Source organism: Pseudoalteromonas sp. McH1-7, assembly GCF_013366255.1.
Taxonomy (GTDB): Bacteria; Pseudomonadota; Gammaproteobacteria; order Enterobacterales; family Alteromonadaceae; genus Pseudoalteromonas; species Pseudoalteromonas peptidolytica.
The window spans coordinates 33,179-54,371 of the sequence record NZ_JABWPQ010000011.1; the positions used below are offsets into that span (position 1 = coordinate 33,179).

12 protein-coding genes, 1 other RNA gene and 1 pseudogene are annotated in these 21,193 nt (G+C 42.1%); 6 read left to right on the top strand and 8 right to left on the bottom strand.

The window, feature by feature from the left end:
• Positions 1-72: 72 nt before the first annotated feature.
• The gene (locus HUZ36_RS09500; RefSeq protein WP_176032691.1) at positions 73-6,537 is read right to left on the bottom strand and encodes an Ig-like domain-containing protein; all 6,465 of its coding nucleotides are present in this window, start codon (positions 6,535-6,537) and stop codon (positions 73-75) included.
• A gap of 1,184 nt (positions 6,538-7,721) precedes the next feature.
• Here HUZ36_RS09500 and HUZ36_RS09505 point away from each other — a divergent pair.
• On the top strand, positions 7,722-8,105 hold the full coding sequence (locus HUZ36_RS09505) for a hypothetical protein (RefSeq protein WP_128731254.1): 384 nt from the start codon (positions 7,722-7,724) through the stop codon (positions 8,103-8,105).
• A gap of 299 nt (positions 8,106-8,404) precedes the next feature.
• Here the strand turns inward: HUZ36_RS09505 and HUZ36_RS09510 are convergent, their stop codons facing one another.
• Entirely contained in the window at positions 8,405-9,385 is a 981-nt protein-coding gene (locus HUZ36_RS09510) for a hypothetical protein (protein ID WP_176032692.1), read from the bottom strand.
• Between the two features lie 348 nt (positions 9,386-9,733).
• Positions 9,734-10,744: a ribonuclease T2 family protein gene (locus HUZ36_RS09515; RefSeq protein ID WP_176032693.1), complete on the bottom strand. Its 1,011-nt coding sequence runs from the start codon at positions 10,742-10,744 to the stop codon at positions 9,734-9,736.
• A gap of 488 nt (positions 10,745-11,232) precedes the next feature.
• On the opposite strand from HUZ36_RS09515, the gene HUZ36_RS09520 reads away from it, so the two are divergent.
• A complete protein-coding gene (locus HUZ36_RS09520; protein WP_176032694.1) occupies positions 11,233-11,694 on the top strand; it encodes a GNAT family N-acetyltransferase in 462 nt (153 codons plus the stop codon).
• A 222-nt stretch (positions 11,695-11,916) separates the two neighbouring features.
• Here HUZ36_RS09520 and HUZ36_RS09525 read toward each other — a convergent pair whose 3' ends face one another.
• Complete coding sequence (locus tag HUZ36_RS09525) at positions 11,917-12,429, bottom strand: GNAT family N-acetyltransferase (RefSeq protein WP_176032695.1); 513 nt, start codon at positions 12,427-12,429, stop codon at positions 11,917-11,919.
• An 84-nt stretch (positions 12,430-12,513) separates the two neighbouring features.
• Positions 12,514-12,762 carry a Rho-binding antiterminator gene (locus tag HUZ36_RS09530; RefSeq protein WP_125253083.1) on the bottom strand — a complete coding sequence of 83 codons (249 nt, stop codon included), beginning with the start codon at positions 12,760-12,762 and terminating at the stop codon, positions 12,514-12,516.
• 296 nt (positions 12,763-13,058) lie between these two features.
• Between HUZ36_RS09530 and HUZ36_RS09535 the strand changes: the two genes are divergently transcribed.
• Positions 13,059-15,233: a fasciclin domain-containing protein gene (locus tag HUZ36_RS09535; RefSeq protein ID WP_444428308.1), complete on the top strand. Its 2,175-nt coding sequence runs from the start codon at positions 13,059-13,061 to the stop codon at positions 15,231-15,233.
• Between the two features lie 500 nt (positions 15,234-15,733).
• Here HUZ36_RS09535 and HUZ36_RS09540 read toward each other — a convergent pair whose 3' ends face one another.
• Positions 15,734-16,210 carry a DUF1203 domain-containing protein gene (locus HUZ36_RS09540; RefSeq protein ID WP_176032697.1) on the bottom strand — a complete coding sequence of 159 codons (477 nt, stop codon included), beginning with the start codon at positions 16,208-16,210 and terminating at the stop codon, positions 15,734-15,736.
• A gap of 446 nt (positions 16,211-16,656) precedes the next feature.
• On the opposite strand from HUZ36_RS09540, the pseudogene HUZ36_RS21960 reads away from it, so the two are divergent.
• Positions 16,657-16,917 (top strand): annotated as a pseudogene (locus HUZ36_RS21960) (transposase); the annotation flags it as partial.
• Between the two features lie 266 nt (positions 16,918-17,183).
• Here HUZ36_RS21960 and ffs read toward each other — a convergent pair.
• Both ffs and HUZ36_RS09550 read right to left on the bottom strand, forming a co-directional pair.
• Positions 17,184-17,280: signal recognition particle sRNA small type (gene ffs, locus HUZ36_RS09545), an RNA gene on the bottom strand.
• A gap of 146 nt (positions 17,281-17,426) precedes the next feature.
• A complete protein-coding gene (locus HUZ36_RS09550) occupies positions 17,427-18,314 on the bottom strand; it encodes a DUF3014 domain-containing protein (protein ID WP_176032698.1) in 888 nt (295 codons plus the stop codon).
• 528 nt (positions 18,315-18,842) lie between these two features.
• Here HUZ36_RS09550 and HUZ36_RS09555 point away from each other — a divergent pair.
• Positions 18,843-19,982 (top strand): patatin-like phospholipase family protein, encoded by a 1,140-nt coding sequence (locus tag HUZ36_RS09555; protein WP_128732249.1) that lies wholly within the window; start codon positions 18,843-18,845, stop codon positions 19,980-19,982.
• 29 nt (positions 19,983-20,011) lie between these two features.
• A complete protein-coding gene (locus HUZ36_RS09560; RefSeq protein WP_176032699.1) occupies positions 20,012-21,190 on the top strand; it encodes a beta-propeller fold lactonase family protein in 1,179 nt (392 codons plus the stop codon).
• Positions 21,191-21,193 lie beyond the last annotated feature (3 nt).

Here is a 21,193-nt window from a genome sequence, read left to right on the forward strand (position 1 = left end):
ACAAAGGCATAGAGCTGCCTTGTAATAAAAAAGCCCAACCAAATGGCTGGGCTATTACTTATTACTGCACTATTAGTTTAGCGCCACCCTACCTTCACCTAAATCTAGGTAGCGTAGGGTCGCAAAAGATGAATGCTCTCCAGTCTGTTGCACCGCACTTACCGTATAACTGGCGTAATGTGCTTCGTTTTGAGCGTGAGGTAACTGTGCCACTGCTGTTGCACTCGCGAGACAACCGGCAGTCGCAATTGCATAGTTTGGCAGTGTTTTTTTGCGACGACGTAATAATAGCACCGACACCATCACCACCAGTATGCCACCTACACTGCCAGATGACCGCGTTTCAGGCTTAGTGTCTGGCGTGCCGGGCTTTTCTGGCTCAACCACGGTCGCAAGACTAACGGTAACTTTAACCACTCCCTCACTCACCGCTCCTTTTGCATCTTTAACCTGATACACTACGCTGTCCTCACCACTAAACCCAGGTTTAGGTTCATAATGTAGCGTGCCCTCTGTAGTAATACTCACCTGACCATGCTCTGCTGCTGCGCTTACTAAACTCAACGTATCGCCATCTGGGTCACTGTCATTGACAAGTACATCTATCACAACACTGGTTTTGTCGTTGGTATTTGCGGTATCTGCTTGAGTTACTGGAGCACCATTTACAACCAACTCAACCGTCACCTCAGCACTTGACGTCCCACCTTGACCATCTGCTATACCATACGTGATTTGGGCTGTACCAATGTAATCAAGCGGTGGTGTATAACGTAATTGGTTATCAACTACCTCTACCACACCAAAGTCTGCACTTGCTCCAGTGATGGTTAATGTATCACCATCAACATCCGTATCATTACTCAGCACATCAATGAACACTGGCTGCGCAACAGCACTGGTTATTGCATCGGCTTGAGCTTGTGGTTGGGTGTTAGTGGTTTTCATTACTGCAATCCCGCCGGGGTCGATAACGCTACGGTTGGCAATCCCGTCATCATCATTTACACCACCATCTACAATTTGCAGTTGCACACACCAATCACCCGCATTCAGGCCATCACGCCACTGCGTACTGCCCGGCGGTGGACAGTAACCCGGCTCACCCACTGCCGACAATATCTTGTTACCGTCTGTCGTCACAAAGTTTGTCCACTCTCCATCTCTGAACTTACGATAAATCGCATTGACAGGGATAGGCTTTCGCTGCGGAATCACAATACCGTAAACATCGCCAGCTTTCGGTAAACCTGTGGCAATAAAGTCAAACACGCCACCTATGTTGGTCGCTTCACTATCCGTTGGCAGTTCACTTTCTAATAGCTGCGCACCGCCTGTGCTATTTTGTGAAACCGTAGCGCCTTTACGTAAGCACACGCCCGGCTCACCCTCAACCAAATATTGACTGACATCCTTAACTTGGCCTGGGATCACGTTACACTCGTTGTTGGCATCTAAATAATCTGGAATACCATCATTGTCTGCATCGGTATAACCTTCTTGGTTATCAGGGATAAGGTCGCCATCGCTGTCTTGATTACTGAGCGCTGGCAAACTTACCACCACTTCAAGGTACATATCTTGCATTGACGATAAGCTTGGCGTGCCGTTGTCACTGGCGGTAACGCTCAGTTTATAAGTGCCCACCTCTAACCCTGCTGGGTCAAACTCAAAGCGACTGGACTCTGTACTGGTATTTTCTACCCCCTCAGCTCTCCAACTTAACGTCACGCTATCTTGTGGGTTAGCATCGGTTGCTTCTGCCACCACCGAAACCACACCACCATCTTGGCCAATCAATGTGCGTACTTGGCCGCTTTGTATTGCTTTTACTGCTAATGCTGGTGCTACGTTATCTTCCACTATGGTAACGGTTGAAGTTTGTTTTGCACCACGGTTGAGCGTATCGTCAAGCGTGATGACAATGCTCTCAGAGCCTTCCACTTCGCCATCACCAAACACATTAAAGGTAATACTACCTTCAACCCCTGATTCAATTACCACTTCACCTGCAACTAAATCATGGTCATTACCATCAGCTGTACCGCTCACTGAATAAGGCACCGTCACAGGATAAGTTGGCGCGGTGCCATTTAAGAAGACTTTTACCGTATGGCGCTGCTCTTCTGCTATCTGGCTGTCTTTGCTTAGTGAAATTAACGGATGCACAGTCACCGTTTGTTGTTTCACCGCAGACTCACCATCACTATCTGTAGCTGTCCAAAATACTTGATGAATACCCGGTGCAAATACTGTGGTTCCATCTACCAAAGATACTGCCAGTGGATGACCACTGGCATCTGTTGCCGTTGCATTACCCAAGTCCACTTTAGTGAACAGTCCTGTTGCATTGACTGTTTTATCTTCTGGTACGCTTATCTCCGGTGCGCCACTTTGTGCAGCACTCATGGTTACTTTTGCTGTCGCTTGCGCACGCATACCTTGGCTATCTGTTAGCATATAACTGATAACCGCAGCGTCTTGTACATTTGCTTGAGGCTGGTATATCAACTGGTTGTTCTCGATACTTACACTACCGAGCGTGGTATTCGCTGCCACAAGTGTGAGCGTATCATTTGTATCAACATCGCTGTCGTTCGCTAGTACATCTAACACATAGCGACCAGCTGCATCTGTAAAGGTATACTCGTCATTTTGTGCCACTGGTGCATCGTTCACTGGCTTCACAGTGATGCTCACTTGCGCCTCAGCCGAGTTCAGCTCACCATCATTCACCACATAGCTAAAACTATCGGCACCAAAAAAGTCTGCATTTGGCGTGTAACTAAATACATTACCTTGCAAGTTTAGCGTGCCATTTGTAGGTTGCTGAGTAACGGAGAAGCTCAGCTTATCACCGTCTAGGTCTGATCCAACCCCAGTAATACTGACTGATGCGTCTTCCTCTACTAAAGTACTTATCGCCTTAGCAACAGGCGCATCATTCACCGCATTGACTGTAATATTTACTCTGGCTTCTGCGGAGCTAAGCTCACCATCACTCACTCGGTAACCGAAGCTATCGACACCATTAAAATCTTTATTTGGTGTGTAACGGAATAAATCACCTTGAACACTGACTGTACCATTGGCAGGCTGTGTGGTCACAGATAAGCTGAGGCTGTCACCCTCAGGGTCTGAGGCCGATGCGCCAAAGCTTACTGTCGCATCTTCATCGACGGAAGTACTGACTGTGCTGGCAGTAGGGGCTGTATTCACAGGAGTCACTGGAGCCACAGCATTCACTGCAATTGAGAACGCAGATAAAGCGCTAACGCTATTACCGTCAGAGACACTGATCACAATGTTCTCGTAACGACCCACATCGCTCCCACGAGGCGTACCTGATAACATTCCGGTTGTCTTATCAAATTTAGCCCACTTTGGTGCGTTAAGTATGCTAAAGGTCAGAGTATCGCCGTCTACATCTGTTCCCGCTGGTGTGAATTGATATGCGCTATCTTGATCAATTTGCGTTACTGGTGTACCGCTGATCTCTGGTGCATCATCCACTGCGCGCACTGTAACCTTAACTTCAGCAGGCTCCGAAGGTAACTGACCGTCAGATGCCACAAACAAGAAGCTATCTTCACCGTTAAAGTTAGCGTTTGGTGTATACAACCAAGTATCACCGCTTTGTGCTTCCAATGACCCCGAACTCGCGTCTTGTGAAATTTGGTATGTTAACCCGTCGCCGTTAATGTCGATCGCAGTAAGCGTGACCAGCACAGAACTATCTTCATTAGCAAAGACCGTTTGTGCCGTAGCAAGTGGCGCTTCATTAGCAAGGGTTATGCTAATTGGAAGCATAATTTCTTTTGCCAACTGCATGTTACTTTGAGTATTTTGCAAGCTTAGATTGATAGCATCAGAGGCGTTTTTGCTAGCATCATGTTGATATACTAGCTGTCCACTATTAACCGCAGCCTGTGAGAATGGGCTACCAGCTGTAAGTTTTTCGCTATCTTCTAGGGTGCCATCAAGGTTTAGATCTAAAAATAATGTACCAAACTGTGGTGCTGCATTGATTGTATAGATGAGTTGCTCAGCATTTGTGCTGGCTTCAACTGCATTTAAGTTAGTGGTTAAAATCGTACTGCTGTTACCTTGCTCTACTAGCAATGAACTAGTTAGGCAGATCTGTGATGCGTTTTGTGCGTCGGTATAATCAAGCTCAGCTGTCGCAAGTTCAGTAAAATCACCTAAATGTTTGACACTTAATGTCACCGAAGCCTTACTGGAGAAGTCACAGGTCGATTGTAGTCGCAGATTTTCTATCAAGCGGTTAATATTTGCTAAGTTACCTGTTGCTGTCCAATTCGCAGTATCGCTTTGAGTAATATGTAGCCCTGAACTATCAAAGCCACCTGCAACACTTAGTACACCCGCGTTTGGAGTATTGTTGCGAATTGTTATCGTCACTTGCTCAGAGTCCACGTCTTCAACACGCAACGCCCTAAATAGCTGTTGCGCATTCCAAGGCTCAGTGACCACGCGGGACATACTGTCTTTATTCAGCTTACTAATTTTTCTAAAATCATGCGCATCCGTACCACTTAGATAGACTTGCAAATGACCTTGCTCATCAACCGATAACACAGGATCGACTTTAACTTCAAACGGCACCTGATAACTCGCCGCTTCTTGCCACTGCCCTTCAACAATGCTCTTGACCAGAATTGTACTTGACCCTGCGCTAATATCGGTAACTTCAACGGTGTAGGGTAATGTGCTGCCGACTTCAACTGAGCTTAATGTTTCTGCTAACCGAACATTACTTGACGTACCGCCATCAAGATATGACCCTGATTTATTTGCATAGAAATAAAACCCATTACCGTTATGTTCCAGATTACTAGACTTGGAGGTAATGAACAGATTATAGTTCTCAGGTTCACTTGCGCCTGAGAGTGCAAATTCATAGTAGTCCACAGCGGTACCGCTGCTGAAGAAGCCTCCATATTGATAACTTGGCTCTTCTCCATCTGCCAGAATACCATACGAGTAACCCCCTGTTAGCAAACCAGAATTAACATCTGCCTCCCCTAAATGAGATGATACAAAGTGAAGTTTGTCACCATTTCTGATCATCTCAACTGATTTTGCAAAGTGCACCGCTTTAGCAAAATTGCCATCATATACCAATCGCTGCGACCAGCCACTGGCAATACTGTATTTTACTAGCTGCATCAGGCCGTTTTGCTTGGATTGATAAAACAGATAAGGAACACCGTTAATATCTAATGCAAACCCAAAATCGCGACTAAGAGATGCCATAATCTGAAACCCTATCCCCTGATCAGCAAGGGCTGGCAATGGCTCAACTTGTTGTGTACTTGAGTTATACTTTAACACCTCAATTGAGGTAGTATCTTGAACGTTGTCTTCAACCAAATAGGCAAAATATGGCGTGTTATCTGGGGCAAATGCGATTTTTATTTTACCCTCAGTCGTATCTTTTGCCGTAACCGTACCTATTGCATTCCATACATCGTTCACTAACGCATACTGATGCACTGCACCTGCTTTATAAAAAGCTGCGTACATCTTACCGTTTGCATCTGAGTTATAAACAATATCCGTGCTACCAATTGCATCAGCCAAAACAGGTAAGGTTGCTTGTATAAAACCCACTTTCGCTTCAGAAGCATCATCGGTAGGATTAATTAACATTTTGCCAGTTTTAGTTTCTTGACGAGAGTAATAGTCTCTAAATTCGCTGTCAGCTTTAACGCTGGTCGTGATAGTGAAGTTTGCTTCCGTTGCAGTTTCATCGCCATTGTGTAAAAAGTAATAATTTCCCGCTGTCAGTTGTTGATAAGACAGATTGGTAACTTGGGTTATTTTTTCATCTTCAGTTAGCTGCCCATCTGTATTAGCATCGTGATACGCTTGGAATAAAGGTGTGTTCACTTTAACGTTAAATTGTATTGCGTTGAGTAAATCGGTCGTACCACTAAATTGAATATGCTCTGGCTTAAATTGAAACGCCTTACCTTCATCCGCAAATATTGACCCAAAGGAAAGTAAAGGTGCCAACTCACCAACATCTTTCACTGTAAACGTTATATTGTGTGAACTAGACTCATTGGTACTTCTATTCGTTACCGTGAGGGTAAACTCGTAAACATTATCTTTGTTATTATCAATAGGATTTTCAAAGTCAAGCTGTTTATCTACATATATGTAAAATTGAGTGCCATTAGGTATAAAATTAAAAAGTCCTTTATCTGCTCCCCCGCTGAACACATAGTCAAAGCGCTCGTTATCATTTGGACTTGCCGTTGCAAACTCGTAAGGTCCAATATAAGGACTCCAGTGACCTTCTTCTACCGTAATATTATTAGATGATGTTAATACTGGCATCGTATCTGACATACTGCGCACTGTGACAGCATCAGCATTTGCGGATGCAAGAACCTCGTTGCTGGCATTGGCCTGAAAACCAGCTTGTAGTGCCACACCACCTAGCAATATCGCTTGGATATGCTGAGTTAGCTTAGTTTTTTTCTTGATACTTTCACTTTTCAGAGACATCAAATTACCTATTGACAATAATAAAATAAATATAAGGCCGATAACACTGACCATATCAGCCTGAAAATGTAGAAGTGTTGTAAACATGAGATAAAATAAGTTGATGAGTTTTAGCTATCTAAACAATCTAATTACCTACTAGCGCTGTAACAAAACCAAGCTTTTTTGGTATTGCCCATCAAGTTCGCCCCACTATCTCAGTGCGCGGACGGCAAGCAGCCTGGCTAATAGCTGTAGAAAGCTAAACCTAACGTAAGATTGGTACTTATCTCAGTGTGAGTACTGTTTATGCAACAAGCGTGGACAAACCTTGAAGTCTTTGAAAAGGAAACACACTAAATTACCCTCTACTGGGGCCCTCCTCTGTCATTCTCGATATTTGCAAATTCTTTATCTGTCTATACACCACTCAGACGTTTAAAAAAACAACACAATTTTCGCTGATTATATACAAAAACGCAGTGAAAAAAAGAAATTTATATCAAAAAACAAGAGCGTTGTAGCTTTTCAGTACCAAAAATAACAACAGTGAAATCAACACCTTTCGGCTCAATATGCTACATCTAAACTTGAATTTATACACATCAAGCGCTTTGTGTTGGCTGGGCTTCATCAAAAAGCCCGACTAAATGAGACTGAACGTTTAATAACTTAGCTTCGGTACGTGTATTATCATCTAATTTACTCATATCTGCTCAGAGCAATCTTCAGCACAATGCAGAGCAAAGCTCCAAATATATTATTTCAGAGTACTTCAGGCGCAAATGCTACATTACCCACTTCTTGTTACTGTTCTTTTCCTTACACACCTTGCTAGTAAATGAAATTATTAAAAAACATATTAGAGTAAATTTTAAACAGAAAATTTTTATATCCAAAACAACACAACCATAATTAAAAATAAAACTTTAATATTTTTGACCTAAATCATAAATTTTCCTTTAATAAAGTCGTTAAATAATAGTCAAGCAGAGAGTAGATAGATTATCGCTCTCAGCGCTGTGAAGGAACCATATCAACAGCATCAATTATAAAACCAAATTAACTAGGTAAAACTGGTAGAAAAGTAAAAGCAATCTGTTAATTAGTTAAATGATTGGTAAAGTTGGTATTTGCACGGTAAAAGATAAATATTTCATCAACAGCCTAAAGGGCTATTTATTCTATAGAAAAGGAAAATAATCATGAAAATTGGCGTATTATTCACACTTATTGCTACTGCTACAATTGCAAATGTCTCAGCTGAACCACTCCCTTCAGAGCCGGGCTATGCAAGTGTACAAGAAGTGTTGGAATATGGTCGAAAGTATCAAGCAGTCGATACCCAGCTGTTAGATGCTGGTTATCGCTTCCACGAGTGCCATACACAAGTTATTAACTATTTTGCACCGCCAACACAAGCAGAATATAGATATGCGCAAGCTGAGTGCTTGTATTCAATGCGCTCAGGTGGTGACTTTTCACTTCAGACTGATTATGCGACAGTTAAAATAGATATAAACTACAATCAAGAGATCATTGTGTATAAAGAAGCAGATGTATTGGTAAGCTACACAACGGTGTACTAACGAACGATTAGTGTATTTCTATTAAAAGCAGGGCTAACGGTATAACACCCCTGCTTTTAAAATCACCTTATTCAACCAAGTTAAAATAGATTAAAACTCAACACTACGCCAACACCCCACATTAAAAACAGAAAATAAAACCAGCGCAAGTCACAGCTTTTTATTGCAACACTTTTCATACTATCTTAATAACTGGTTTAAATTTAAATTCGATCACAGGATAGTTTTCTCAAATTATTTCAATCTACACTGTGTGGCTGAAAGCGTAAGAAAGCTTGGCTACTCGACCTATTATAATTCTATTTCATTAACTTCTTCATCTTTTTCCTCATAAATCTGGCATCAAATAGAGCGCAGAAAATGATAAATATAGATAACAAATAAGCAGTAGAGTTTAATATATTGTCTTTGTTAAAAGCACTCTTCAGCAAGCCTACATCCCATGGCTTACCTACTATATTATCGCTCCACCACTGAAAACCGACGAGCCCCAATACTAAACAAAGTGTGATCGCCTGAACGCAAGAAATTAGGATTGTGCGATTTATACAAGAAAAAATAGGGGCTAGTTTTTTATCACGGACGACGCCTGTCATAATTGCCGTATGTATGGAGTCAAACTCTGCATTTTTATCAGCATCTGACAATACATCGTCTGCATAATCACCTTCCTCTTGTAACAACACTTCCTTAGATTTCCATATCCATAACACTCCTTTTGATTGTAAACGTGACGCATCTTTCGAGGAGATCAAGCGTCGCCCAAGCATACTATATATACCCACTTGAATATCCGACACCTCATAAAAGTCAAGATAGTCTAAAAGCGTGTAGACTGCATTTAATCCTTCGGAAGTATATCGCTTTGATAACTCAAGGTTGATGTGATCTTTATGGGATAAAAAGTCAGCGATTAGCTGGCTATACTCAACTTTATCTCCATCACCTGGCGCTTTAAATCTCTGATATTCTCTAATATGTTCGTTGAGGACTCGTTTCTCTCCATAAAAATCGTTGTTAATCAGATCAATTTTTATTTTTCCTAAAATATGAAGATCAATATAGCTTAATGTCTCAGAGATACTTTTAGCGCCAATAACTCTAATTCTCGGGTTGTTTCTATGCCGTTTCAAAAACGCACGCCGAGCTACCGGATCTTGATCGTAATAAAGTACTGTTTTACATACTTCTCTTTTCTTCTTTATTACTGCTTTATTGCTGAGTTTACTTTTATATAGGCGAAACCTTGTATGTATATAGCGTTTAAATTTTACTGTCATTGTGTGACCTACGATAAGCTGAAATTTACGTATTTATCTAAATTTTAATAGAGGAAATAGGACTGTAAGGGTCATGCCTCATGCCAAACTCCGCTCTTGCGGCTCGTTGCTAATTAGCCTGAATTAACAGTGTTTAGACCTAGAAAGCTGAAGAAATTGTCATAATCCGAAACACACGAGTGCTAAAAGTAAAAACCAAGGGAAGATTATAAGATCTTGAAATATAAATTTTTATAAGAAAACGTGTGTCTACTCGATTTAGCAACTTGCCAAAATAGCTCGCTTGCTCAGTTAAGAAAGGAGCAAACATGTAACCTTGTTGTGCAAGGTTACACGTGAAATGGCCACTTAGTTTACAGCGTCAATACCAAAAGTATCAGGACAATTCCCTTGACCGTTACCAACTACGCCTGGCGCAGACAGTAGATCTTTCATTTTATCTGTGTCAGTAACGTCTTTGGGTAATGCAATTTGTAGTTCAGTTAAAATACCTTGTTTACATTGTAGTGCTACGCGGTGATAACTACCTTCACCAAATTCTTTATCGAACGCGGCTTGAAAGGCACTACGGTCAGTTTGCTTGCCAATGTTTTGATCAATATAGTCACTCACAAAGCCCGACTCATTCACCTGCTGCAATAAATTCATCGCCAACGTAAAGTAATTATCCTCACTTAATCCAGAGCAAGTACCATGTTTCCACCACTCGTGTCGTTGCAAACAAGTACCGCTGGCTTCACTGGGCATCACCTTGCCTAATCTCGCTCTAACATCGGCTGCCAAATCCAGCGCTGGATAATCACAGAATGTAGCGGGCTTGGTTTTCACTCGGCCACAGCTACCGTAGTTTCTGCCACATGACTTTTTGTTAGGCCAATAACCGTGCAAAGTAAAATGAGACGCATCCCATCGATTTGGTGTCAATGACTTACACTCAGGTTTATTACGACCGGTAAACTCACAAAATGCTGGTTGCCAACTAATGGCCAATACATGGGAGTCAAAAATACCCGGGTAATGACACTGTGGATCGCCACCTTGACGCCCCCCTCCTCGGCTATCTACAACTAAATTACTTAAATCTCCACAACTGGCCGACACCCAGCGATCAGGTGAAGGGTTATATGTTGTCTTCACTCTTACCCAATTTACTTGATGCGCCTCTTGGGCATCGACTTCAATAATAGGGTACGTTTCTCCTGGACTTGATTCCAGTGAACCGGGGTTGGTTCCTTTACGCTTAGACTGGTACATATCACATGACTGGCTTGCGATAAAACTCCCTTTGGCAGGAGTAGCAGCGGCATAATGTGAGGTTAGCCCTAAGGCCAATGCGGTGGATATAATCATCACTTTCATTTAAGTAGCTCTCATTTAGATTCAGTTTACGGCTTTGGGTTGATCGCCTAGCGCCCTAATTTAGGATTGTATTGCGCTCTATTCACCATTTAAGATGGTTATAAAGTCGTGAAAATATTTGTCATTTCCCTAGCTATAAGCGAGTTCTAGATTTATTTAGTGGCAAGGGTTCAAAATTGCTTACAGCCTCCATAATGTAATTAATGCAAGCTAGCGCTGAAATTAGGAGCAGTCTCAAAACCAATAAATTCACATTAAACAAACCTTTAGTTACAAAAGATAGCAAAGCAACCTAGATAAAAGAATTACAACTCATTACAGTTATTCAGTTGCATCGTGACCCTTTATTAAACTCAGCTTTCGGTAGCATATAGCGCCGTGCACCCTGACCATTTGTAGCCGTATGTGGTAAACTCAAGCTGTTAAATTTTTTAGCTGTAATCGAGCGACGGACTCCAAGTCGCGACTCATAAATATAAGGAAATAAAATGAATGTTGAACATGTAATTCCAGAGGAGCACCAAGCACTATTGGAGGTTTGGGAAAACTCAGTTCGCGCGACACATGACTTCATCACAGAAGACGACATCGCATTTTTTAAGCCCATCATACTAGTGCAAGCTTTTCCAAACGTGACATTACACTGTGTGAAAGACAGACGTGGTGCTATTCAGGGGTTTATTGGTGTCCATGAAGGTAAAGTTGAAATGCTATTTGTTTTGGACAAAGCGAGAGGGCAAGGTATCGGCACAGCTTTGCTCATGTATGCCATTGAACAGCTGGGGGCGACTCAAGTGGATGTTAATGAACAAAACCCGTTGGCTGTTGGCTTTTATCAGCATTTAGGTTTTAACATTATATCGCGCTCACCAACCGATGATATGGGCAAACCATTCCCAATTTTACATATGAAAAGAGAACCCGCAGCCAAGCTCCCCCCTATTTGCTAAGAACAGTGTTTGGAGTCATACGCTTTGAGCACTTCCCTACACCTACTGCTATAAAGCTTCCAGTAAGACTATTTGTGATAATACCTTGTCGTCACGCTTGTGATTTTGAGTCGACATGTAGGCAAGGCAAAAATTTTGCTATTTAGTTGAGTTGCTCTAAATAAGAAACTTTTAACGCAGTTAGCGTCAGATTTGCTCCTTCAAATTGAGCAAGTATTAAGGCTAATCGGCTTTGGACAGTGCATATTCAAAAAAGTACATATTGCCGTTTGCACAGCCTTGCTCTGAAAACCCTTGCTTTTTTAATAAATGAACAGAAACAAAGTTTGATTTGTCTACACCCGCAATGAGCTTGTGCCAAGAGCCTATTGTATTTGCGGTATGAATAAAGCCTTGAAGTAATTCACTGGCATAACCTTTACCCCAATGCTGCTGTGCTATCACATAACCAATATGCGTGTTAATTTCATTTTCAGTATTAGCGAACAAAAATCCAATGGTTTCTTTATCTTTTAACGTAATTTGCAACAAACGACTTTCAGAACACATCCTAGTTAACCATTGTTCAGCCTTACTTGCCGAGTCAATATGATGAAAATAAGCAGGCAGGTGTGTTACTACATCAGCGGTCAAAATATAGGGTATCTTTGCTATCAGCTGTTGTATTTGCGCTGTTGAAGCCGAATTGTCAATCTCATTAACTTCTAGCCGCATAGTTTGAAATGATAGTGTCATCACATCCTCGTTTTTTTGCTTGTTCGCTCGATTGTTGAAAAAGTACTATTGCGGTTGAGTGATTACTGAATCAAAATTGCAGGGTCATTCGCTTAAATACACTTCATTAAAATGAGGGTTTTTAGTTATAGCCTCTAATCTGTTTACTAGCTCTAAACATACCAATAGCGGCTCATTTCCTACATGTAGTTTTATACACTCTTCACCAGCTGTGTTTCTCGCAGTATCAATGGCTTGACCTTCTATCACTTCTCCCGTCTTCAACGTCAGTTTTACCATGTAATTAAATACACAAACCATTTCTATATAATCATGTTTGTCGCAGCTGATCATCTCTTTTACTCACCCCATTAGCCGACCAAAGTATATATTAATCAATGATAATATACCGTCCTATTGGCGACTTTATTGCAATAACTTTTAGCGTTTTATTGCATGATTTTCAGACACACAAAAAGCGACTATCGCAGTTAGTACCAAGCTTACTCAGACAACCTTAGCATGAACAAGTTGAGGTTGCTTCAGCGTTATTACCGTAACAGTTCATAAACGTGCTATTAAAAAATCTTTGATCTTAACTTTCCCCCTCAGCGTATTGCCGAAAAACTAACCACCCAACGGAGATGACCGTGAATATCATTGTAAAGCTCGCTCTTGTGGCTTCGTTTAGCACACTCGTGGCATGTTCTAGTGACGATGACCCTGTTATAACCCCCGCACCAGAACCTACCGAAACTTCAATCTATGACGCTGCAAAAGCAGCAGGCTCATTTACTACATTAGTAGCAGCATTAGAAGCAACAGGCCTTGATGCGACACTAGACAATACTGATAATAAATACACGGTGTTTGCACCAACCGACGCCGCTTTTGACGTGCTCGGAGCGGAAACCATCAACGGTTTACTGGCAGATACTGACACGCTAAGCGGCATTTTGACGTATCATGTGATAGGCGCAGAGGTGAATGCTGAAGCTGCACTGTCGCTGGCCGGCCAAACAGCTGAAACTGTAAATGGTGCCAAAATAGCGCTCTCGCTCAGCGGGGATACTTTATTAGTGAATACAGCTACGGTTACGCAAACAGACATAATAACCGATAACGGGATTATTCACGTGATTGATGCCGTACTAATGCCACCAGCTGACATGGCATCAACTCAAAATATTGCTGAGATTGCTACCAATGCGGGAACTTTCACAACGTTACTCAAAGCAGTTGAAACCGCAGGGCTGACCAGTGCACTCACCGGCTCTGACCCGCTTACTGTTTTTGCACCAACAGACGCAGCATTTGCAGCCCTTGGCACAGATACGATAAACACGCTGTTGGCAAATCCAGAGGTGCTTGGTGACATTTTAAAGCAGCATATCCTCCCTGGCAGTGTTGATTCAGTCACGGCAATGTCACTTAACGGCGAGCGTGCAACAACACTGTTAAACAACCAGCTACTTGTAACCATAGACGCTGCGAGTGATACGCTCAAATATGCAGGTGTAACCGTTACGCAAACAGACATCAATGCGTCAAACGGTGTGATCCATGTATTGGACGCCGTTGTGGTCGCAGATATTGCGGTTCCAGAGTCTCTTGGATTGATCCCCGCAGTTGCACAAAACGCAGGGTCGTTCAACACACTTGTAAGCTTACTTGGCACTACAGGACTGGATCAGACGCTTGCGGATCCCACCACTAAGTTTACTGTATTCGCACCAACAGACGCAGCGTTTGCGGCACTTGGGCAGGAAACTCTGGATGCGCTCGCCGCAGATCCACAAAAGCTTTCTGATATCTTGTTATATCACGTCGTAACTGGACAAAGTATTATGTCTGATGCAGCGGCTGCCGTAGCCTCCTCGGACACTAATATGGTAACCATGGCTAATTCAGATAACGCGGCGTTGAGCACCGTAAACAGCAAGCTATTCATTGATGACGCTGTTATAAGAACGGCCAATGTCAGTGCTGATAATGGTGTTATACACGTATTAGATAAAGTCATCATGCCACCTGCTGATAAAACACAAACCACCAAAACGATAGTAGATGTTGCAGTGGAAACTGACACTTTATCTACGCTTGTGACTGCGCTAACGGCTGCCGATCTCGTCGATACGCTATCTGACACCAGCAAAACATTCACGGTATTTGCACCAACCAACCGTGCCTTTGAGAAGATCCCAGCAACCACTTTAAACGCACTGCTTGCAGATGTGCCAGCACTTACGAACGTACTTACACAGCACGTTCTAGGGATTGAAGCGTCGGCAACCACGGCGTTAAAACTAAATGGTAAACAAGTGGAAACGCTAGCAGGTAACATGCTCGATATTAATGTGGTCGACTTTGCAGGTTCAGCAAACACAGCATCAGATGCAGTTGCCTACGACATCAGCGGGCAAAGACTAGTTGCGGGTAAAGCACTAAACAAAGCAGGCTTCACTTTGTATGTTTTCGACAATGACCTAACCGCAGATCAAAGTCAGTGTAACGACAGCTGTGCCACGTCTTGGCCACCGGTCATCGCCAACGAGGCACAAATAAGCAACATCCCAGGGTTATCTTTGATACCTAGGCAAGACGGCACTATGCAAGCAGCGTATTTAGGCCGTCCGCTTTACTTTTTTAGTGGTGACACCGAGCAAGGCCAAAACAATGGTAATGGAGTGAACAATATTTGGTGGCAAGTCACACTTCCTACGTCTGGTTTGCAGATAGAAGGTAGCAACGTTATCCAAAAAGACATTTACACCGCCAATGGCGTGGTGCATTTAATCGATACGGTTATAACCACCGTAGATTAAGCAAGTTAAGTATTATTTCCTGACGACCTTAGGTACGGCATCAGCCGTACCTTTTTTGTGAGGCAGCCTTCACTGTCCTCGACGCGCGTGTCATATCATATACCTTAATAAAGTGGTCAATTTTGAGGCGAGAAAATCTTACCTATAACACAGGGAACAACGATGACACCCACTGTTACCTACTCACCAAGTTATGGTAGTTTCTCGTTAGAATTACAAAGAATTATTCATTACTCGTATCAAAAGTGCTTAAGAAAATAAGGTTCTTGCTGGCATTTAAGTACCTCCTGACACTAAAGCCAGTGTGTCGCACACCATAAAGGTACTGTGGTTAACGCAGCTTGAGGGTTATCGCTAAAGAATCTATTTGGTTAAGCCAGCAAATGTTCACAATTTGCTAGATTTGTGCGCCTTCGTCTTTTAAGGGTTTCACAATAAGCGGTGAGTACTCGCTCTCGACCAACAGCATCATGGAAAGGCAGCTAACACTTTAATATCTATTAAACACGTTCAACTCTAAAACTGTAACAACCATAGGCTGCATATCTTGCAATTACAAAGCTGACCTTTTTATTGGTTAAAAATCCCTCAAGATCTGTTTCTGCATGTTCTGGTGATGTCAATTTTGCGTCTAATATACGCTCGTTTTCACAGTATGCTTTTAATACAAATGTGTGACCTAAATAATCGGTTGCTGACCCATTTGGCAATGGCAGTTTATTAACATCAAATTCCTGACTATTTGAGTTAGCCAACACAAAAATGGGCCCATACTCTTTATACGGGCCTGTTTTAGTGAAAGGACAATAACTGGCCAATATTAGTTTCTCACCAGCCTTTGCACCACGAAGCACATCTCGACATGGTTCACCACCTTTAGCTTCCAATACTTCTACAGGCTGGTTTTGATCGTCTATACCTACATTTCTAACTTTATCTAAGAAATCCGATCTTACAGGTACTATTTTATACTTCATTTGACTCCCTCAATGGCTGACATTTTTATCGACGAAAAATGTCGCATAACAATAGCGTATTCCCCGCCGCATAACAACGGCTACTCATACACCCTCTCTATTACTGTCAACCATAACAATAACTTAATCAGGTGTTACCAAATCAGAAATAGTAAAAGTGTGTCGACTATCGCACAACCATGATACATGAAAAACACCCAGAAATATAAATATGCACAAGCAAATTGATCAAAGTGGGACTTATTATGGGCGCTCTTCTTTAGCCATGTTCCAAGCCCCCATGACTAGACAAAAATATGCTAAATGTACTACTCATATTACCTAAGCTGAATAACTGAAATCATTGGGGAGCAGTTAATGAATTGATCCAAGTCTGCACATCATAAAACTTGAGTATATCTCTTTAAAGGTTTCTAAGATAACCTAGTTCGTCATGCCTTTTGCATAAGGGTCTGCTATTTGAGCTCAAATCCTATATTGAATTGGTTGGACTCACAGGCCAATGTATTCGGGCCGATAAATATGGCTATATCAACGAAGCACAACCCATACACTCTCGATTAAATATAGAGCCAGAAACTGGATAAAACTTACTACGCAATTTTCACGGTGCAGTTGGCCGATAGCGAACAACAACCGCTTACTGCGAAACACTTCAAAAGCGGCGGCGGACGAATCTAACAAACTGCGAGCGCCTGCTGGCTTAGCAAAACTCACATCCTCCATTCTAGAAATTTCTTACTGTTGCATTCGCAGCGCGTTTTCGTAACTCTGTTGGAAAGCGCCCACGACTTTTCCAATCTACGGGAACACGCTAATAAAGTGTTATTGATCTAACGAGCACAGAATGAGTGTTTTATTTGATTTAGTTTTTAAATTTAAAAAGATAGGAATTAGTATGTTTTAGTATAGTTTTGAATACTATTAATAAGACTTACACTTCAAACAACAAATGAGGAAATTTGGGTGGCAGTCTTACCAGCCACATCCCGGCACACAAGTCATCCGCTGTGGCTGCTTCCTTCCGGACCTGACCAGGTTCACGAACTATTGTTGCGAGAGGACCAATAAGACTACCATTGAGGGCCTTGTTTGGCGCGGTTTGAATTATCTCGAAGATTACAAAAGGATGCAAGGGAAAAGTCAAAAAGCGTGGTTAACTGAGTAATGTTTAAACAGTTAGCCACGCTTTTATGTCTGTTAAGAGGATATTTGATTATTTGTTCAACGCGCTTTTGATTTCTTTCAAGCGCTTTTTCACTTTTTTCATATTTTCTGGACCCATTCGTAAAAACTGCTTTTGCGCAGCCGACAGCTGCTCCCATTCTGCGTAGGCATATTTATAGGTCACCGACTCTTTAATGAGCGGTAAGGCAGTATCCGGAATAGGTGTTGCAAGTAGCTCGTCGATGGCATCCGCTAAGGTGCCATTAAACTCATTCCCTTCATAGCCAATTTCTTCGTATGCTTCTTCAAACAATGGTTTGTATTGGTCATATAATCTTACAACCTGTGCTGTGCTCATCGTGTCAAACATTGCAACGTAAGGGGTGTAACGCTCATAACTATTTGGATCTGTGATAATTATATCGTCATCTATCACACTAAAGTTATCTTGTGGTTTTACTACTGGTGAGTGTTTTTCTGCAATTTTTCCGTTAGCTAAATTATCCACATACACCACAGTGCGACGAATTACATCATCATCAGCTAATAACTTGACCGCTTGATTTGACATAAAATTAGCAACGGCTGCTTTTATTTCTGTATCGCTTTGTGATAACGGCGGTAAAACTAGTGCTTCAGGCTCTGCGATTGCGGTGGGTGCAGGTGTTTCTGGCTCACGAGTGTCTGGTATTTCGCGCTCAGCCTCGGGCTCTACCAGCACTTCTGGTTCGACTTCTGTTGCAGTATTCACAACTGACGTTTGTGCTGGTTCTGGTACCACAATATCCTGTTTAACCTTTTGATTTTCCGATGGCGGAGTATCTTTTTGTGCGAGCACAAAAACAGCCACAATAATTAATGCTAGTACAACTACTGCGGCAAACAGTAATTGGCTGTTAGAAGGTTTTTTGTTGCCTTCTCGATGATTCTCTGACATGGGGACTCCCTCTTCGTCATTGTTGATACGCGTTAATGTAAAACTATCACCAAATACTTGACTAATAACTTAATGCGCGCTGAAACCCTAAAAAAATGCGTTGTGGTGCAAACTCTGACTACACCTTGTTCAAACATTTGATCTTAATAAAAATACTTGAGCACCGAACTTAAGTTCAGTACATTGAAGTTAAACTAAATCGCCACTTCATTAAATACAAAATCGCGCCAATTAGCGACCAAATTAACGCGCTAGTTTGTTAAAATTTGTTTGTGCCACCTTAGCGTTTTAGTGCTTTACCTTCAAAATAATAATCTAGGAGCGAGTGTTTCAGACAACTTGGGTTTTAGCTTGGTTCAACTAGAATAAATAATACAATCTACAGGCGACTTAAGGACACAGTGGCAGTTTACTACTAAAAATAACGTATTTACTGGAGTTATCAACTCTTTGTATCTATCGCATTACAACATCAACAAAGATAAATAACGCATAAAAAGACCAATTTGAACAGCAGGATAGCCTCTTTTGAGAAAGCACAGAACGAGTGATAAAAAAATTGCATTACTTCTGACCGGAGGTGGTGCAAGAGCCGCGTATCAAGTGGGCGTACTCAAAGCATTAGCACAAAGTATGCCTCGCACCTCCCCTTTGCCATTTGACATCATTACGGGCACCTCAGCAGGTGCGATAAACTCGGCAGGTATTGCATGCTATGCCTCTTGCTTTCATTTAGCCGTAAAGAAAGTAGAATATATCTGGAAAAACTTCAGCACAGATATGGTCTATAAAAGTTCATTTTCAGGTGCGTATGGTCACTTATTAGTAAACATGTTGCGAAGCTTTCAAGCGCAATATCTTAATCAGCCACCAGCAAGCTTACTAAACAATTCACCGCTTCGAAAACTGCTGGCTAATGTACTTGATTTAAATCGCATTGACCATAATTTACATCGCCGTTTTCTTGACGCCGTCGCAATTACAGTTTCAAGCTATTCAACTGGTAAGTCCGTAGCGTTTTATCAGGCAAACAATGCCACTCCTTGGCAACGCTCAAAACGAGTTGGTGTGCCTGGCAATATATCTCTAGATCTGCTCATGGCAAGCTCAGCCATACCTATGGTATTCCCAAGTGTTAGGGTTAAACACCATTATTATGGCGATGGTTCTATTCACCAACTTTCTCCATTAAGTCCCGCAATTCACTTGGGGGCAGATAAAATCTTTGTGATTGGCGTAGAACAGCCTAAACTGCCTCAGCCGCTTGGGTACGAGCCGCATTTCCCTGGAATGTCTGTGGTTGCGGGTCATCTCCTCGATAGCGTATTTAGCGATACCTTAAACTCAGATATTGAGCGGCTAGAACGAGTCAACCGAACTGTGAGCCTGTTACCAGCCCGAGAAAAGCATAAAGAGCTCAAACGGATCGATCACATGATAATCAACCCTAAGCTCAACTTTAGCGAAGTCGCTGATCATTATTATGATGATATGCCATTGGCCATAAAGCTATTGCTCAGGACTATGGGGGTTAAAAAACACTCACCGTCGAGTTTAACCAGTTACTTGCTTTTTGAGAGAACATACACCCAAAAACTTATTGAGCTTGGGTTTGAAGACGGCATGAATCGTTTGGATGAAATCAGAACATTTTTGGAACTCCAGTAAGATTTAAAATAATAAAAACAGGTAGTAAAATGTATAAATTTGCAATAAGCGCATTTGCATTTATCGCACTCGGAGCCATGCCATTTAGCGCGATTAGCAATACATTCGATGTTGTTCAGACCATCCAAAATAACACGGCAGGGTTTAGTGGCTTAGATAACCCTAGAACGCTGCGTTTTAACCTTCAAGGTACGCAGGCTGTTGCAGTCAGTGGCGATGACAACGCATTGGTTACATTTGCACTCAACGAAAATGGGCTCTTGTTCCAAGATCAACACTTTCAATCGAGCGATACTCAGCCACTATTACTTACTGGCGCATCTGATGCGGTATTTGTAAATAGCAATCTCATTCTTAACACTAGCTTTTACGATGGCGCATTGAATGTGTTTGCAAAAGATAACGCGGGTAAGTTTAACCTTGTGCAAAGCTTTTCTGATGAAGTGCCTTACAAAGTGGTGTTTGATCCGACAAAGAACACCTCTGTCCAAGACACCCTGGGCTTATTTGCACCTTGGAAAATTAGCTTAAGTGATGACAAAAACGACGCCTTTATCCCAAGTTATAAAAGTAATACAGTCACTGCTTTTAAGATAACCTCAGCAAACAGAGTGACGTGGCTCGGCCCTATCGATGGCATTGAGCAGACTGATATGGGTGGGCCTGTAGATGTGTTAGTAAATAAAAAGGTTGATGAGCTTATCGTTGCAGGGTACGAAGGTGATGTCATTACGCTGTGGCATCAAACCAACGGCACTTATGCGATGAAACAGCGCATCGTTAAAAACGACAGTAACCTGCGCGCCCTCAGTAAACCACAAGCCTTGGCATCAAGCCCAAACTTTACTATTTTTTATGTTGCAGCAGCAGGCAGTAGCAGCATTTTAGTGTTTGAGCGTCAACAAAACGGTCAATACCATTTGCTCCAAACCATTGATGCAAGCCAAGTAGGCAAGCCTCTAAATGGCGTATCTAGCATGTTACTTGATGCTGATGGCAAAAGATTGTACGCAGCCTCTGAAAGTAGCTCTGGTATTGCTGTGTTTAGCGTTAGCGCGACGGGCAAGCTCACACATATCGAAAATTTTGATGATTTGACCAATCCCTTAGCCAATATATCAGCCTTGGCTTTTATGGCTAAAACAAATCTCTTAGCTGTACCTCTTGCAAAACAAGATACCATCAAAATACTCAAAATAAGGAAGTAGTAA